Origin of the sequence: Micromonospora sp. WMMC241 (assembly GCF_027460165.1) — a bacterium.
GTDB classification, from domain to species: domain Bacteria; phylum Actinomycetota; class Actinomycetes; order Mycobacteriales; family Micromonosporaceae; genus Micromonospora; species Micromonospora humi.
In genome coordinates this window covers 5,716,305-5,732,565 of the sequence record NZ_JAPZBF010000001.1, presented here as the reverse complement: position 1 = coordinate 5,732,565, position 16,261 = coordinate 5,716,305, and the positions used below count along the sequence as shown (strand labels likewise).

General features: G+C 75.5%; 12 protein-coding genes. 5 read left to right on the top strand and 7 right to left on the bottom strand.

All coding sequences use genetic code 11. The features are described from left to right. Window positions 1–274 precede the first annotated feature (274 nt). The 4 genes from O7598_RS25820 (at window position 275) to O7598_RS25805 (ending at window position 5,564) form a co-directional block, all read left to right on the top strand. Window positions 275–4,090, top strand: a complete 3,816-nt coding sequence (locus tag O7598_RS25820) for a sensor histidine kinase (RefSeq protein WP_269693842.1) — start codon at window positions 275–277, stop codon at window positions 4,088–4,090. After that, entirely contained in the window at window positions 4,087–4,491 is a 405-nt protein-coding gene (locus O7598_RS25815; RefSeq protein WP_013283992.1) for a roadblock/LC7 domain-containing protein, read from the top strand. Before O7598_RS25820 ends, O7598_RS25815 begins: the two co-directional genes overlap by 4 nt. A gap of 100 nt (window positions 4,492–4,591) precedes the next feature. Beyond that, window positions 4,592–4,969 carry a DUF742 domain-containing protein gene (locus tag O7598_RS25810; protein ID WP_269694979.1) on the top strand — a complete coding sequence of 126 codons (378 nt, stop codon included), beginning with the start codon at window positions 4,592–4,594 and terminating at the stop codon, window positions 4,967–4,969. 1 nt (window position 4,970) lies between these two features. Then, window positions 4,971–5,564 carry a GTP-binding protein gene (locus tag O7598_RS25805; protein ID WP_091061022.1) on the top strand — a complete coding sequence of 198 codons (594 nt, stop codon included), beginning with the start codon at window positions 4,971–4,973 and terminating at the stop codon, window positions 5,562–5,564. 116 nt (window positions 5,565–5,680) lie between these two features. On the opposite strand, the gene O7598_RS25800 is transcribed toward O7598_RS25805, so the two are convergent. The 3 genes from O7598_RS25800 to O7598_RS25790 all read right to left on the bottom strand — a co-directional run bounded on the left by O7598_RS25800 (window position 5,681) and on the right by O7598_RS25790 (window position 10,507). Continuing rightward, window positions 5,681–6,901: an ABC transporter substrate-binding protein gene (locus O7598_RS25800; RefSeq protein ID WP_269693841.1), complete on the bottom strand. Its 1,221-nt coding sequence runs from the start codon at window positions 6,899–6,901 to the stop codon at window positions 5,681–5,683. 125 nt (window positions 6,902–7,026) lie between these two features. Further along, on the bottom strand, window positions 7,027–9,468 hold the full coding sequence (locus tag O7598_RS25795; protein ID WP_269693840.1) for a transposase: 2,442 nt from the start codon (window positions 9,466–9,468) through the stop codon (window positions 7,027–7,029). A gap of 40 nt (window positions 9,469–9,508) precedes the next feature. Further along, window positions 9,509–10,507, bottom strand: coding sequence for a DNA primase (locus O7598_RS25790; protein ID WP_269693839.1), 999 nt, complete (start codon window positions 10,505–10,507; stop codon window positions 9,509–9,511). Window positions 10,508–10,623: 116 nt separating this feature from the next. Here O7598_RS25790 and O7598_RS25785 point away from each other — a divergent pair, with 116 nt between their 5' ends. Continuing rightward, a complete protein-coding gene (locus O7598_RS25785; protein WP_091061009.1) occupies window positions 10,624–10,965 on the top strand; it encodes a PadR family transcriptional regulator in 342 nt (113 codons plus the stop codon). An 8-nt stretch (window positions 10,966–10,973) separates the two neighbouring features. On the opposite strand, the gene O7598_RS25780 is transcribed toward O7598_RS25785, so the two are convergent. Genes O7598_RS25780 through O7598_RS25765 form a run of 4 tightly spaced genes read right to left on the bottom strand, consistent with a single transcriptional unit; the run spans window position 10,974 to window position 16,261 of the window. Further along, entirely contained in the window at window positions 10,974–11,666 is a 693-nt protein-coding gene (locus tag O7598_RS25780; protein WP_269693838.1) for a permease prefix domain 1-containing protein, read from the bottom strand. A gap of 58 nt (window positions 11,667–11,724) precedes the next feature. After that, complete coding sequence (cydC, locus tag O7598_RS25775) at window positions 11,725–13,566, bottom strand: thiol reductant ABC exporter subunit CydC (protein WP_269693837.1); 1,842 nt, start codon at window positions 13,564–13,566, stop codon at window positions 11,725–11,727. Continuing rightward, entirely contained in the window at window positions 13,563–15,242 is a 1,680-nt protein-coding gene (gene cydD, locus O7598_RS25770; RefSeq protein WP_269693836.1) for a thiol reductant ABC exporter subunit CydD, read from the bottom strand. Before cydD ends, cydC begins: the two co-directional genes overlap by 4 nt. After that, a complete protein-coding gene (locus O7598_RS25765) occupies window positions 15,239–16,261 on the bottom strand; it encodes a cytochrome d ubiquinol oxidase subunit II (protein ID WP_269693835.1) in 1,023 nt (340 codons plus the stop codon). Before O7598_RS25765 ends, cydD begins: the two co-directional genes overlap by 4 nt.

Here is a 16,261-nt window from a genome sequence, read left to right as displayed (position 1 = left end):
GAAGTCCGGTTCGCTGTGCAATGTACGACTTTCCCGAGCCGGAGGGTCCGGCGAGGAGGACGACGCGGTGCGGATGTTCCATTACCTTCAGTGACTCCGGCCAGACGGATTGCTATCAAATTGCATCAACATCTCATCACACCTCCGGCGAGGGACAACCTGGGCTTTCTCTTTGCGGGGCGGCGTGATGGAATCTCGGAGGTCCGACCCGCCGGGTCGGTCGCTCGGCGTTGCCCTCAGGTGACGTCGGACGCGGTTTTGCGAGGGCGGTGACGTGAGCAAACGGCCAACGACGGCGGGCTCCTTCCTGTCGCGGCTGAGCCGGCCGGCGAGCCGGCTGCGCGACATGCCGATCTGGTCCAAGCTCGGTCTGATCATGATCGTGCCGACCATCGCCACGGTCGTGGTGGGCACCAGCGGTCTGGTCGAGAACCTGGAGACACTCAACAGTGCCAACCGGGCCGGCGACCTGGCCAGCCTGATCGGCTACTCGGGTGACCTGGCCGACACGATGCAGGACGAGCGGGCCGGCTCGGTGCTCTTCCTCGGCGCCAAGGAGATCCAGACCCGGGCGCAGTACCAGGAGGCCTTCAACCGGGCCAACCAGCGGGTGGACCAGGCGAAGGCGCCCTACTCGCGGCAGCGCGGCGAGCTCAACGACCTGCCACGCAACTTCGAGGTCCGGCTGAACGAGATCGACGACCAGCTCAAGGACCTGCCCGCCACCCGCAGTCAGGTGCTGAACGGCAAGCTCAAGATCGACGACGCCAAGAAGGTGTACGACAGCCTGATCGACGACCTGCTGTCGATCCGCGACTCGACCACCCAGCTCGCCGGCGACAACGACCTGAGCGACCGGATGCGCGCCGCCGCCGCGGTGGCCCGGCAGAAGGAATACCTGGCCCAGCGCCGGGTGGTCGTGCACCAGGCGCTCACCCAGGGGCAGTACAGTCCCGCGCTGCGCGAGCAGTTCATTGCCAGCGGCACCGCCCAGGCCCAGGCGCTCGCGACCTTCCGTTCCGTCGCCACCCCGGCCGACTCCGAGTTCTTCGACCAGACCGTCGAGGGTCCCGACCTGCGCAAGGCGGAGAACCTCACGGGCTTCATGCGGGGCAACAACAGCGGCTCGATGCGGGGCGCGCCGTTCGGTCCGGACCAGTGGGACCAGGCCATGGTCGGCAACGCCAAGCTGATCCGCGCGGTCGAGTCCCGGCTCGACGGCAACGTGGTCCGGCAGGCCGACGAGCTGCGCTCGGACACCCAGCGCCAGGTGTTCCTCACGACCGGCCTGCTGCTCACCATGCTGCTGCTGGCCATCCTCTTCGCCTACCTGGTCGCCCGCTCGATGGCCCGGTCGCTGCGCGACCTGCGCCAGGGCGCCCTCTCGGTGGCCCAGTACGGCCTGCCGCAGGCGGTGGCCCGGCTGCGCGACCCGCAGGTGACCGGCCAGCTCTCCCCGGTGCAGCTGGCCAACCAGATCGCCGAGCCGCTGCCGGTGCGCAGCAAGGACGAGTTCGGCCAGGTGACCGAGGCGTTCAACGCCGTCCACCTGGAGGCGGTCCGGACCGCGGCCGAGCAGGCCGCGCTGCGCGCGTCCGTCGCGACCATGTTCGTCAACCTGGCCCGCCGCTCGCAGATCCTGGTCGACCGCCTGATCGGTCACCTCGACCGGCTGGAGCGCGGCGAGGAGGATCCGGACCGCCTGGCCGAGCTGTTCCAGCTCGACCACCTGGCCACCCGGATGCGCCGGAACGACGAGAACCTGCTGGTCCTCGCCGGCGCGGACTCCACCCGCGTGCAGCGCGAGCCGGCCGCCCTGATCGACGTGCTCCGCGCCGCCCAGTCCGAGGTCGAGCACTACACCCGGATCGAGTTCGGCGTCATCGACCGGGACATCGAGGTCGCCGCGCACGCGGTCAACGACCTGGTGCACCTGGTCGCCGAGCTGTTCGACAACGCCACCGCGTTCTCCCCGCCGGACTCGCACGTCATGGTGGAGGCCCGCCGCGTCGGCGACCGTGCCTCGCTCTACGTCGAGGACCGTGGCATCGGCATCAGCGCCGACCAGCTCCACGACCTCAACGAGCGGCTGGCCACGCCGCCGCAGGTGGACGTGGCGGTCTCCCGGATGATGGGCCTCGTCGTGGTCGCCCGGCTGGCGGCCCGGCACGGCGTCAAGGTCGAGCTGCGGCCCGCCGCCGACCGGGGCACCGTCGCCGACGTCACGCTTCCCACCACGGTCCTGGTGCCGCGCGCCCTCGCCGGGCGTGGACAGCCGGCGCCGGCGCTCCCGGCCGCCGGTCCGCAGCAGGGCGGTCCGGTCCCGGCCTTCGGTGCGGGCCCCGCGCCCGCCTTCGGTGCCGGCCCGGCACCGGCCTTCGGCACCGGTCCGGCACCGGCCTTCGGCGCGCTGGCCGCGCTCGGCAACGGCCCGCACACCCCGCCGCCGGCACCGCACCCCGGTGCCTCCGGCAACCAGGTGACGCTCGGCGGCCGGTCCTTCGACCCGGGCCACCGCAACGGCGCCGGCACCCCGGCCAACGCCGGTCGCGCCATGCCGGCCTGGTCCGACCTGACCGGAGCCAACGCGAGTGCCGGCGACGGCTACCCGCCGCGGCCGGAGAACGGCCAGCGGGTCGACCCGCTGCCCCAGCGGCGCAACCCGGGCGACGGCGACCCCGCCGTCAGCGGCCAGCAGCCGGCGATCCCGCGGCAGCTGCCCAGCAGCCCCGAGGCGCGGCCCTACAACCCGCCGCCGGTCTCCGCCCCGCCGATCCCGCCGGTGTCGGCGCCGCCGCTGCCGCCGGTCTCCGGCGCCCCGGCCGCCGGCCACCCGTTCGCCGGCCGTCCGGTGTCGGCCGCCCCCGTCTCCGGCCACCCGGTCTCGGGCGACCCGTACCAGGGCGACCCCTACTCCGGCCGTCCGGTCTCGGGCGACGGATACTCGGGCCGTCCGGTCTCGGGCGACGGATACTCGGGCCGTCCGGCGGCGGACGACCCCTACTCGGGCCGTCCGGTGTCGGCCGCGCCGGTCTCGGGCACTCCGCTCCCGACCCGTCCGGTGTCGGCGGCGCCGGTCTCCGGCACCCCGCTCCCGACCCGTCCGGTCTCCGGCCGGACGGCCGACGGCCACCCGGTCTCCGCGCCGCCGGCCGACCAGCCGCCGTCGCGTCCGGCACCCGCGTCGCACGTGGGCGCGCCGCCGGTCTGGCCGCCGGTCGCCGCCCCGACCCCGGCTCCCGCCGTGCCGGAGCGACCCACCAGCGGCCTGGACATGACCGCCGAACTGCCACGGGTCCCGCGTTCCGAGACCCCGTCGGCCGCGTCGCAGCAGCCCGCCGCGCAGCCGCCTGCCACGCCGTCGGCACCGGCCCCCGCGCCGCGGCAGGCGCCGCAGCAGGCCGGCAACCGCCAGCGGTACGCGGACGAGACGATGGAGCTGCCGATCTTCCGGGAGCTCGAGTCGGCCTGGTTCCGCACCCGCCGGCCAGGGCCGAACGAGGAGGCGGCGGCGCCGGCTCCGACCCCGGCGGCCCCGGCGAACGGCGCCGCGACCCAGCAGTTCGCCAAGGTGGACACCGCCGGTCGGCCCGTGCCGCAGGCGACACCCGCAACGACAGGTAACACGCCGATGGCACAGACCCCGACGGCCGGCGGAACACCGCGGGACAGCCGGGCGGCGAACGGGAACGGTCGTCCCGCGTACGCCGGAGGGTTGCCCACCCGGCAGCCGGCGGCGCCGCAGCAGTCGTCGCCGTGGCAGACCGCGGCGGACGACGGGTGGCGGGCCGCCTCGGCGGCCACCGAGGTCCCGGTCGCGGAGACCACCCAGAAGGGCCTGCCGAAGCGGACGCCGATGGCGCAGCTCGTGCCGGGCAGCATCGACAAGCCGTCGCCGGCGGTGCAGCGGCGGACGCCGGAGGCCGTCCGGGGTCTGCTCTCGGCCTACCATCGGGGTGTCCAGCGGGGGCGTAACCACCCGACCGACAGCAACACGACCGGCCCGGAGGGCACTCCGGCCGGGCAGCAGTCCTCGCAGTCTGGCTCAGGCCCGGTGGCCGGGAGCGGGCAGAAGGAGCAACAAGGATGACTACTACGCAGGATCTCGGATGGCTGCTCGCCAACTTCGCCGACCGGGTGCCCGGCGTGGCGCACGCGGTCGCGGTCTCGGCCGACGGCCTGCTTCTCGCCTCGTCGCGTGACCTTCCGCGGGACCGCGCCGACCAGCTCGCGGCGATCGCCTCCGGCCTGGTCAGCCTGACCCAGGGCGCGGCACGCTGCTTCGAGGGTGGGGCGGTGCTGCAGACAGTCGTCGAGATGGACAACGGTTTCCTGTTCCTGATGTCCATCTCCGACGGCTCGTCGTTCGCGGTGCTCGCGGCGCGCAGCTGCGACGTGGGCCAGGTCGGGTACGAGATGGCCCTGCTCGTCGACCGGGTGGGAGACGCCCTGACTCCGCAGCCGCGTACGGCTGTGGGGATGATGGGCTGAATGACGCGCTGGCCGGTGGGTCAGGAGCGGGAACAACAACGACAGCGACGGGTGTCACCGGGGCGAGCCGGTGTCGGGTACGAGGGAGGTGAGCGGCGACATGGTGGATCGTGACGAACCGACCGGAGCGTTGGTCCGGCCGTACGCCGTGACCCGTGGTCGTACCCGTCCTCGGCTCGACATCGCCCTGGAGGCGCTCGTCGAGACGACGGTGCGCGGCCGAGCGGTGGCCACTGGCAACGGTGGCCAAGGCCGTGAACACCAGTACATCGCCGCGTTGTGTGACGGACGTGTGCAGTCGCTCGCCGAGATCGCGGCGCGGATGCAGCTTCCGCTCGGCGTGGCCCGGGTGCTCATCGCCGACATGGCGACGGATGGCCTGGTCGCGGTCCACGAGCCGACCATTCTGGACGACTCCGACGACGCGATGGGCACTGAATTGCTGGAGAGGGTGCTGAGTGGACTTCGCAGGCTCTGACATGTCGCACCGGCCGCCGGTGCCGAGCGGACGCGTGACGTCGGCGAAGATCGTAATCGCCGGTGGTTTCGGCGTCGGCAAGACGACGCTGGTCGGCTCGGTCTCGGAGATCACGCCGCTGACCACGGAGGCGATCATGACCTCCGCCGGCGTGGGCGTCGACGACACCCGGCAGGTGCCGGGCAAGACGACGACCACGGTGGCGATGGACTTCGGTCGTATCTCGATCGACCGTGACCTGATCCTGTACCTCTTCGGTACGCCGGGTCAGACGCGGTTCTGGTTCATGTGGGACGAGTTGGTCCGGGGAGCGATCGGCGCGGTGGTGATGGTGGACACCCGCCGGCTCGCCGACTGCTTCGCCGCCATCGACTTCTTCGAGCACCGGCGGCTGCCGTACCTGGTGGCCATCAACTGCTTCGACGGCATGCAGTACCACGACCCGCAGGACGTCCGGGACGCGCTGGCGATCTCCCGCGACGTGCCGGTGGTGCCCTGCGACGCCCGTAACCGGGAGTCGACGAAGCACGTGCTGATCTCGCTTGTCGAGTACGTGCTCACCATGCGGCGCTCGCGGGCCGTCGCGCCCGCCTGACCGACGCGCGGAAGCGCCCGGTGGCCATCGGCCACCGGGCGCTTCCTGCTGTCCGTCGCCGGACGTGACGCGCGCTCGCCCGGACCGTCCGGCGGGACGGCCCGGGCAACCTACGGTCAGGCGTACCGGGTCCAGCTGCCCTGCGACACCTGGTAGACGCCGAGCGAGTCGGCCTCCATGCCCCCGTGCCGGTTCTCGGTGAACGCGTACCCGCCCGCGATGCCCTCGTTCATCTGGGTCTGCAGGAACGCCCGCAGCCGGCCCCGGTCGAGGCTCGTCGCCTTTCGGGCCGCCGCCGCGAGGAGCTGGAGCGCGTCCGCGGCGTACGGGGCGAAGCCGACCGAGGTGCCGTGCCGCTGGGTGTAGCGGTAGTCGAAGTCCCGCCGGGCCACCAGCGCGCCGCTGGTGGCGGTGAGCGCGGAACCGCCGAGGCAGGCCGGGTGCACCGCGTACGCGCCCTCGACGGCCTTCGCGTTGGTGCCGCTCAACGTGTCGTCGGCGACGGCGCCGGCGTCGAAGAAGAGAGCGCCCCGGTGGCCGGCGCGGCGCAGCTCCCGCGCCGCGGTGCCGGAATCGGGTGCGGTGCCCCACACGATGACGGCGTCCGGGTTCCCGGTGGTGACCCGCTCCGCGGCGGCGCGGAAGCTCCGCCCGCCGGCCGGCAGGCGTACCGTGCGCCCCAGGTCCACGGTGCTGCTGGCGAACGCCTCCCGGAGCGCCCGTACGCCGGAGTCGCCGTGCAGGCCGTCCTCGGCCAGCAGGGCCACCCGTCCGACCCGCTGCGACTCGAGCAGGTCCACCATCCGGCGCGCCATGTCGTTGGCGTCCGGGGTGAGCTTGAAGCTGTACGTGCGCTCGGACAGCGGCTGCACGATGCGGTCGGAGAAGCCCAGCGCGAGGAACGGTGTCTTGACCCGCTGGGCGGCCACCGCGATGGCCGTGGCGGTGTCGCCGAGGACGCCGCCGACCAGGGCGTGCGCCCCGGCGCGGGTCAACTCGGCGGCGTGCCGGCCGGCGACCTCCGGGTCGCTGCCGTTGTCCCGGAACTCCAGCCGGACCGACCGGAGCAGGTTGCCGACCGGGATACCGGACCGGTTCAGCGCCTCCGCGGTGATCTCCAGCGCCCGCCGCTGCACCACACCGAGCGCCGCGCCCCGGCCGCTCAGTTCCAGGCTGACGCCGACGACCAGATTCTGGTCACCGGGTGCGCTGCTGCTGGCGCCGTCGTCGGGCCGCTGACCCTGCGGCCCGCAGCCCGCGAGCAGCAGGCTGCCGGCCGCGGCCGCGAGGACGCCCCGACGGGTGAGCATGGTGGAGTCGAATGCCGGTGTCGCCAATGGAGTCGCCTTCCCACCACGGCGAACACGCGCCGCCGCTGGTCCGCCGGGTATGTTCCCGGCCGGCCGGACCCGGCGTCAAATTATCCGGGTGTGGGCAGGAACACCAGGCCTGCGGCCTGCGGTCAGGACCGGTAGCCCGCCGAGCGGTATTCGTATTCCCGCTCGTCGTCGCGGTCGCCGGTGTCCCGGCTGAAGTCCCAGCCGCCGGCCGCCTCACGGCCCGGTCGGCCGCCGACGGCGAAGCCGCCGATCTCCTGACCGCGCCGCCACCCCCGGAAGTAGCCGGTGGTGTTCTCGGCGAGACTGGCCGCGTTACGGACGATCCGCAGTGGACGTTCCTCGCGAAGGGGCGAGCCCGGCACCAGGTTGGCCTGCGGCACCCGCTTGGGCAGGCCGGCCTTGGTCTCCGCGCCGATCGCCGGGCGGGCTGCCTGCTCGGCGGCCTGCCAGCCGGTGTCGGCGGTGGACGCCCACTCCAGGTCGGCCTCGTCGCCGTGCCCGACGAACCAGGCGGACTTGGCCTGCGCGAAGATCAGCAGATCGCCGTCGCCCTCGTCGGAGACCGGCGGGGGCCGGTGCTCCTTCGGCGCGGGGCGTCGCTCCAGCGGAGCGGGCATCTCGACGTGGGACTGAGCCCGGGCCGCGCCGCCCCGGTCGACCAGCCGCAGCGGCGGTGTGTCCAGGCCCGGGTCGGTCGGTCGGTTCAGACTCGGGTCGGCCGGGCGGTCCAGCCCGGCGCGCAGCGCCCGGTCGGCCAGCGGCGGCGGCTCGACCAGCCGCAGCATCGGCGGCTCCGGCGGCAGGTCGTCGGCGAGCCAGGGCGGGGTGACCCGACCCGGGTCACTCGGCGCGTCCACACTCCGCCCGTACGGGTAGGCGGGCGCCTCCCGCTCGCGGTCGGCCTGGTCGTCACCGGTGTTGACCAGCGGCCAGTTGGCCCGGGAGCCCGGCGGCGCGGCCTCCGGGGCGGACGGGCGCGGGTTCGGCACCGGGATACTCAGATCGGTGGCGCTGAAGCCGCCGGTGGGCGGCTCCGCCGGAGTGGTCTTCGGGCGCGGCGGGATGACCGTGCGCTGCCGCTCGGCCCGGGCCTTGTTGATCGCCGCGGTGGTCAGCGTCGGCCGGAACGGCTCGCCGGCCTCGGCCGGCGGCACCGCACCGCGCTGGGACGGGGTGATCGGGGTGATCCCGGGCGGCGGCGGGGGTGGCGCGGAGACCGGCCGGTTGGTCGGTCCGTCCACCCGCGAGGGCAGCGGGGCGCCGGTCGGCTCGGGGCGGCTCGGGGGCGCGGACATCGGCCGGCCCAGTGCCGCGGCCGGTGCGACCGGTGCCATCGGGGCCGGGGCGACCGGCGGCGGTGCGACCGGGGCGGGTGCCACCGGCGGCGGGCCGAGCGGTCGGGGCGTGCTCGCCGCGGCCGGACCGGAGACCGGTTCCGGGCGACTGCGCCGGCCACCGGGGACCGGCTCGGGTCGGCTGCGCCGGCCCACCGGTTCGGTGGCGTCGGGCTCCGGCTCGGGTCGGCTGCGCCGACCGGCCGGCTCGACGGCGGGTGCGGGCTGGGCCGGGCGCACCGGACGCAGCCCGGTGGGTGCGGTCAGTTCGCCGACCTGCTCGCCGCGGCGGGCAGCGGCCCGACGGCCGGGGGCCGGGGCGGGCGTGGCGCGCTCGGCGAGCGCGCCCACCAGCGCGTCGCAGCCGGCATCCAAGGCCCGGACGGACGCGACGGCCTGCCGCACCGTCTCGGCGACGGCGGCGGTGAGCACCCGGTTGACGGTGGCCCGCCGGGGGGTCTCGGAGATGGCGACGCGCAGCGCGGTCACCGCCTCGGTGACGGTGTCGGCGTCCGCCAGGCCCTCGGCGGCCAGCTGCGCGGTCACCGCCTCGGTGGCCGCGCCGATCTCACGGCCACGGCCGGCGCCGGTCAGCATGCCCGGTTCGGGCAGCGCGTCGAGCACCGCCAGGGCGACCGGTTCGGCGGGGTCGGGGTAGGCCCGCAGCGCGGCCGGGTAGACCTCGCGCAGCACCTCGCGCAGCGTCACCGCGGCCGAGTGGCGACCGCTGGCCAGCGCCGCGTGCGCGGACAGGACCTGCTTGTAGCCAGCGAGGTCGCGCGGGGCGGGGAGGCTCACCGCGGAGAGCGCGCCGGCCTGCAGGGCCCGGGCGAGACCGACCGCGCGGCGCTCGGCCGGCGCGGACTGCATCTCCTCCAGGGAGTCGTCGTCGGCGAAGCGCTCGGCGAAGTCGTCGACCGAGTCGTCGTCCGCGATCGCGAGCGGCCGGCCGGCGGCGCTGAGCAGCGACGTGACCGTGTGGTCGTCGCTGTCCGCGGCGATGGCCGCCCCGCTGGGCCCACCGGACCGCTCCACCAGCAGCGCGACCAGCCGGGCGTAGCCGGCGGGCTCGTCACCGATCTCACAGACGTGCAGAAGACGGCCTGCGTCGTCGACCACAGCGGACGTCAGCGTCGTTCCGGCCGAGGCCGTTCGGTCGGCCGGATCTGCCGAGGCCAGACCGCAGTACACGCGCACGAGCGCCACGGCGTCGTCCTCCTCCCGGGACACAGGTCTTGTTCTGCCAGAGACTGATGCTCCCCGCTCCGGGTCAGTCGCGCCAGTCCACAACGGCAGAGATCTTGCCGACAATGGTGCGCCAACCCAGACTTGCGGTTTGTGCCCCGATTTTCTTCAACCGGCGGCGACCCAGGAAACCACCCACCCCGCCGTTGACGGAAGCGCGCAGCGCCTCGTCCAGATCGTCCAGGCTGGACCCGGCGGAGAGCATGTCGAGCACGGCCGGTAGCCGCAGGGCGTACGCCAGGTCACGGGCGATCTCGCCGGCCTCGATCAGCAGCGCGGGATCCCACGCGTCGTGCCCGCCGCGCAGGTTCTCCACCACCAGGTCGAGTTCGTAGGTGTCCTCGTCCAGCGGGGCGATGTCGGCCGGCTCCAGCCGTTCGGACAGTTCATTCCAACTGTCCAGCTGGGACAGGTCGTTGGGCGCACCGGAACGGATGAAAGTGACGAGTGACTCCGGCGTCTTGAACAGCAGCAGCTTGCCCTTGTGGGTGAGGAAGACCGGCACCTCCTCGTCGCCCGCGGCGTCGTCCTCGTCCGCCTCGTCGTCGTCCTCGTCGTCGGTGGCATCCGCGTCGGCGTCGGCGTCGGCGGCGTCCGCGGCGGCCGTGCCGCGACGGGTCGTGGCGCGCTCGCCGTCCTTCTTCCCGTCCTCGTCGTCCTCGTCGGCGGAGAGGGCGGCGAACTCCTCGTCGAGGATCACCACCTCCTCGTCGTCCTCGGTCTCGACGACCTGGCGGCGGGCCAGGAAGGGGTCGTCCAGGTCGCGCTCGGCGACGTCGGTCGGGGTCAGCTCCCGCGCGGACCGGTAGGCCCGCAGCGTGTAGCCGGTGCCGGCGGGCAGGGCGATCTCCACCGGGTCGATCCGCACCTCGTCCCAGAGCGCGCGGTCGGCGGCCGGGCGGTCGACCTCGACCTCGTCTGCTTCGGTCGGCGTCTCGGTGTCGTCGAGCTCGGGCTCGTCGGCGTCGGGCCGTTGGGGCGACTGGCGGGCCACGCTGACCTCCGTGTGCGTTCGGGTGCCCACCCGGCGGCGTCGCGCCGCCGAGTGACTCTGCGCACATACCCTAGTGGGCGACCGGTTCCGGTTGGGAGCCGCACCCCGGTGGCGTCCCGAAGCCTTGACAAGTAGTCTTTCTACACATGAAGGCGCAGGCGCTGCACGGACACCTGGACGCGCTGCTGCTGGCCGTGCTGGAGCAGGGCTCGCGGCACGGCTACGCGATCATCGAGGCGTTGCGGGCGCGCAGCGGCGGCACGCTGGACCTGCCCACCGGCACCATCTATCCGGCGCTGCGCCGGCTGGAACGCGCCGGCCTGGTGGCCAGCACCTGGAGCACGGTCAACGGCCGGGAACGGCGTACCTACCAACTCACCGAGGCCGGTGGCCGGGCGCTCGCCGGGGAACGGGCCGGCTGGCGTGAGTTCAGCGCCACCGTCGGCCGCTTCCTCGGTGCGGACGAGCCGCCGACGGCACCGGCCTGACCCGTTCCTCACCGGCGGGCCAACCGGGCGCCGCGCGCGCTCAGCAGCCACCAGCGGGCCGAGCGGGCCAGGGCGAACCAGGCCGCCGACACCACCACCGCCCCGATGATCATCGGGGGCCAGGTCAGCGCGGCGTCCCACAGCCGGACCGACCAGCCGAACAACGCGCCGCCGGCGAGCGCGCCGACCAGCAGGCCGCCGGTCAGCCCGAAACCGACCGCCCGGGCCGACCGGAGGACACCGGTCGACGGCCGTCGGGCGGCCAGCGCACCGAGCAGCAGCCCGGCCAGCGCCAACCCGCCGACCACCGCCCAGATGCCGTTCAGCGCGGCGGAGAGCAGCAGGTAGCCCGACGGCGGGCGCGGGCCGGCGCTCCAGCTCGACCCCTGCCAGGTCAGGTCCCCGGCGGCGATGAGCACCCCCGCCACCGCGAGCGTGCGCAACGCCAGCCCGCGCAACGCGCAGGCGGCCAGCTCGGCCTGGAAACCGGGCGCGAGCTGGGCGACGCTGCCGAACTCGGCCACCGCCCGCCGCTCGGCCTCGGCCCGGGGCAGGCCGCCGTCCCGGTACGCCTCGGCGGCGTCCTCCAGCGCGTGCCGCGCCTCGGTCAGCAGGTCGGCCTTCAATCGGGTGGGCCCGTGCAGCCGCCCGGACAGCTCACGCAGCCGGTCCTCGACCCGTGCCTCCTGATCCACGCGCATGGCACCAGCCTGCCACCGCCGGCCACGGGTCGCGTCGGGGAAATCCCCTACCGCCGGCTCAGGGGGCGAGCGACAGGTAGCCGCGCTCGGCCGCCTCCTGGCGCAGCCACTGCTCCCGGTACCAGCCGGGTCGCGCCACCAGCTCGTCGTGCCGCCCGCGCTGCGCCACCCCGCCGTCCTCCAGCACCACGATCTCGTCCAGCCCGGCCAGCCCGCTGAGCCGGTGGCTGATCAGCAGCACCGAGTGCCCGGCCGGGGTGGCGGCGAGCGCGGACGCGAGCACCGCGTCGGCCGCCGCCGGGTCGAGGCCCTCGGTCGGCTCGTCCAGCACCAGCACCGGCGGGGCGGCCAGCAGCGCCCGGGCCAGCGCGAGCCGCTGCCGCTGCCCGCCGGAGAGCTGCCCGCCCTGCTCGCCGACCACGGTGTCCCAGCCCTCGGGCTGGTCGCGTACCCAGTCCAGCAGCCCGGCCGCCCGGGTCGCGTCGGCCAGCTCCGCCGCACCGGCGTCCGGCCGGCCGAGCAGCAGGTTCTCCCGCACCGTGGCGTGGAAGACGTACGCCTCGGCGAGCAGGCCGCCGACCAGCCGGGGCAGGTCGTCGGCCGGCTGGTCGGAGACCGGCACGCCGCCGACGGTGACCCGGCCCTCGGTGGGGACCACAGCGCCGGTGAGCACCCCGGCGACCGTGCTCTTGCCGGCCCCGCTCGGCCCGACCACGGCCACCCGCCGGCCGGCCGGCAGGTCGAGGTCGAACCCGGCCAGCGCCGGCGCGGCACCGGCCCGGTAGCGGACCGTCACGTCCTCGAACCGCACGTCGTGGCCGCCGGACGCGGGCGGTGCGGCGGCGGCCGGCGCCGGCCCGGCCGGCTCGGTCAGCAGGTCGGCCACCCGGGCCAGCCCGGCACGGAGCTGGGTGCGTTGCCGGGCGGCGGCGACCAGGGCGAGCGCCACCTCGACGGCGGCCAGCGTGCCCACCGCGAGCACGCCGACCAGCACCCCACGCACGTCGGCGCGCAGCGCCACGACCACCACCGCGGCGGCGGTGAGGCCGCCCACCAGCACACCGGCCGCGTCCACCGCGAAGCCGGTCGCGGCGAGCCGGCGTTCCAACCGGGCCAGCCGCCCGGCCCGCCCCTGCGCGGCGGCCAGCGCGGCTTCGGTCGCCCCGAAGGCGGCCAGGTCGGCGGCGCCGTGGGTGAGGTCGACCGCGTCCACCGCGAGCGCGCCCCGCAACGGGGCCACCTCGTCGGCGGCCCGGCGGGTCAGCCGGGTGGCCAGCGCGGGCAGCGCCACCCCGGCCAGCAGCAGGCCGACCGCGAGGACGCCGGCGGCCGGCGGCGAGATCAGCGCCGCGCCCCCGACCGCGAGCACGCTGACCAGGGCCGCGGCGGCACCCGGCACCAGCACGCGCAGGAGCAGGTCCTGGGCCGCCTCCACGTCGGAGACCAGCCGGCTGAGCGCGTCACCGGTGCGCCGGTCGACGCCGTCGCGCCGGACGGCGAGCGTGGCGAAGACCCGCGCCCGCACGTCGGTGATCATGCGGAGCACGGCGTCGTGCCCGGCGAGCCGCTCGGTGTAGCGGAACACGCCCCGGCCGACGGCCAGCGCCCGGACCGCGACGATCGCCACGGTCAACCGGTCGAGCGGCGGCCGGCCGGCGGCGCTCATCAGCAGCCAGGTGGCGGTGGCCATCAGCGCCAGCCCGGCGAACTCGGTGGCGGCGGCGAGCAGCCCGGCACCGAGCAGCCGGCCCAGGTAGGGCCGGGCCAGGCGCAGCACGGCGCGCTCGGCGCCCGGACGGGCCGGTGCCGGTGGCTCCGGCGCGCCCGATGCCTCCACCGGGACCCCGGTCGGGCCTGCGGGCTCGCGGCCCACAGGCGTCACGCCGTCGCCTGCGGTCATCGGGTCACCGCCGGGCCGGTGACGGTCGGGCGCAGCTCGGTGACCCGGCCGTCGTCGACGCGCAGGATCCGGTCGGCGTCGGCCAGCAGCGCCGGCCGGTGCGCGACCAGCAGCGCGGTCCGCCCGGCGACCAGCCGGCGGGTGGCGGTCAGCACGACCGCCTCGCTGGCGCTGTCCAGTCGGGCGGTCGGCTCGTCGAGGAGCACCAGCGGGGCGTCCCGGAGGAACGCCCGGGCCAGCGCGACGCGTTGCCGCTGCCCGCTGGAGAGGCCGTGGCCGCGTTCGCCGAGCCGGGTGTCGAGCCCGTCGGGCAGCGCGTCGAGCACCTCGTCCAGCGCGGCGTCGGCGACCGCGGCGGCCAGCGCGGCGTCCGGGGTGTCCGGCGCGCCGAGACGGATGTTGTCGGCGAGCGAACCGGCGAACAGGTGCGCCCGCTGCGGCACCCAGGCCAGCTCGCGCCGCCAGGCGTCGAGGTCGACGCCGGCCAGGTCGACGCCGTCCACGGTGACCCGCCCGGCGGTCGGCGCGACGAAGCCGAGGAGCAGGTTGAGCAGCGTGCTCTTGCCCGCGCCGCTGGGACCGATGACGGCCACCCGATCGCCGGGGCGGATGGTCAGGTTGACGTCGCGCAGCGCGGTCGTCCGGTCGTACGCGACGGTCACGCCCTCGAAGCGGATCTCGCCGCGACCGGTCGGCGCCGTGCGCCCGGCGGCCGGCGGGGCCGGTTCGGTGGTCGCGGACAGCGTGAGCGCCTCGTCCAGCGCGGTGAGCCCCTCCATGCTGGCGTGGAACCGGCTGCCGGCGGCCCGCAACGGCAGGTACGCCTCCGGCGTGAGCAGCAGCACCAGCAGCGCGGTGGAGAGCGTGATCCCGCCGCCGAGCAGGCGGATGCCGACCGGCACCGCGACCAGCGCCACGGAGAGCGTGGCGACCAGTTCGAGGACCAGCGCGGACAGGAACGCGATCCGGAGCGTCCGCATGGTGGCCTCACGGTGGCCGTCGGCCATCCGGCGCACCACGTCCACCTGGGCCCGGGCCCGGCCGAACGCGCGCAGCGTGGGCAGCCCGGCGACCATGTCGAGGAAGTGCCCGCCGAGCAGCGACAGCCGCCGCCACTGGCGCTCGGTGGCGGCCTGCGCCTGCCAGCCGAGCAGCGCCCCGAAGATCGGGATGAGCGGGATGGTGAGCGCGATGATCAGCGCCGAACTCCAGTCGGCGAACACGATCCGGGCCAGCACCGCCGCCGGCACGGTCACGCTCAGCACGAGCTGCGGCAGGTAGCCGGTGAAGTAGGGGTCGAGCGCGTCCAGGCCGCGACCGGCGAGCGTGGCGAGCTGCCCGGCCCGCCGGCCGGCGACCCAGGTGGGACCGTGCCGGCCGACCGCGCGCAGCAGGTCCGCCCGCAGGGCCGCCTTGACCGTCGCGGCGGCCCGCGCCGCCACCGTGCCCTGCGCCCAGCTCACCAGCGCCCGGGCGGCGACCGCCGCGGCGAAACCGGCAAGCGCCGGCCGGTGCAGCCGCCCGTCGATCGCGGTGGCCAGCACCGTGGCCAGCGCGGTGGCCTGGGCCACCACCAGCAGCGCGGTCAGCCCGCCCAGTAGCGCGAGCACGGCGAGGTCGCGCCGGGCCGCGGGGACCCGACGCAGCAGACGCGGGTCGAACGGGCGGCGGTTCACCAGTACACCGGTGCCCTGCCGTCGATCCGTCCCCGGAACACCCACCAGCACATCGCCTGAAAGCCTAGTAGGGCCGGCAGGAGCGGCAGCACGAGCCAGCCCAGCAGCGCCAGCGTCGGTCGGCTCGCGGCCGCCTCGGCGACGCTCAGTGACGTCGCCGGGTCGGTGGTGGAGACCAGGATCCGGGGCCACAGCGCGGCGCCGACCAGCGGCACGGGCAGCGCCAGCGCCGTTGCGGTGGCGGCGAAGGCCACCCCGGCCCGGCCGCGGCGCAGCGCCGCGCGGGCCACCAGCAGCGCCGCCACCAGCGCCAACGGCAGGAGTACGGCGACCGCCGGTCGCGCCACGGCGGCGCGTACCCGGTCGGAGAGCAGGCCCAGGACGGTGGCCGCCGCGACCGCGGTGAGCGCGGCGGGCACCAGGCCGCGGGCCAGCCGGGCGAGTGCCGGCGCGTCGGTGGCGGGCAGTCGCAGCGTGAGGAAGGTCGCACCGTGCAGCGCGACCAGCGCGACAAGCGCCAGCCCGGCGGCGGCCACGAACGGGGTCGCCACGTGGCCGACGCCCGCGACGTGCCCGTCGGCGGTGAGCGGCACGCCCTGGAGCAGGCCGCCGAGCAGGGCGCCCCAGCCCAGCGCCGCCAGCACGCTGCCGACCACCACCAGCCGGTCCCAGCCGGCCCGGGCCGCCTCGCCGCCGGCCCGGCCGCGCAGCTGCACGCCGGCAGTCACCAGCACCACCCCGGCCAGCGCGCCGAGCACGACCGGGTAGAAGCCGGAGAGCAGTTCCCCCTCCAGCGTGGGGAACGCGCCGAACAGGATGCCGACGGCGGCCACCAGCCAGACCTCGTTGCCGAGGAAGAACGGGCCGACGGCGGTGAGCGCGACCCGGCGGGCGACCGCGTCGTCCGGGCCGGCGCCGGCGCGCCGGGCCAGCAGCAGGCCGACGCCGTAGTCGTAGCCGCCGAGCACCAGGTAGGTGGCGAAGAAGAGACCGAGCAGGGCGTACCAGGCGAGTTCCAC

Bases quoted from the DNA above. Each gene is read 5' to 3' on its own strand.
- cydC (WP_269693837.1), bottom strand. From the start codon at position 13,566: ATGACCGCAGGCGACGGCGTGACGCCTGTGGGCCGCGAGCCCGCAGGC.
- O7598_RS25780 (WP_269693838.1), bottom strand. From the start codon at position 11,666: ATGCGCGTGGATCAGGAGGCACGGGTCGAGGACCGGCTGCGTGAGCTG.
- O7598_RS25805 (WP_091061022.1), top strand. From the start codon at position 4,971: ATGTCGCACCGGCCGCCGGTGCCGAGCGGACGCGTGACGTCGGCGAAG.
- O7598_RS25815 (WP_013283992.1), top strand. From the start codon at position 4,087: ATGACTACTACGCAGGATCTCGGATGGCTGCTCGCCAACTTCGCCGAC.
- O7598_RS25810 (WP_269694979.1), top strand. From the start codon at position 4,592: ATGGTGGATCGTGACGAACCGACCGGAGCGTTGGTCCGGCCGTACGCC.
- O7598_RS25785 (WP_091061009.1), top strand. From the start codon at position 10,624: ATGAAGGCGCAGGCGCTGCACGGACACCTGGACGCGCTGCTGCTGGCC.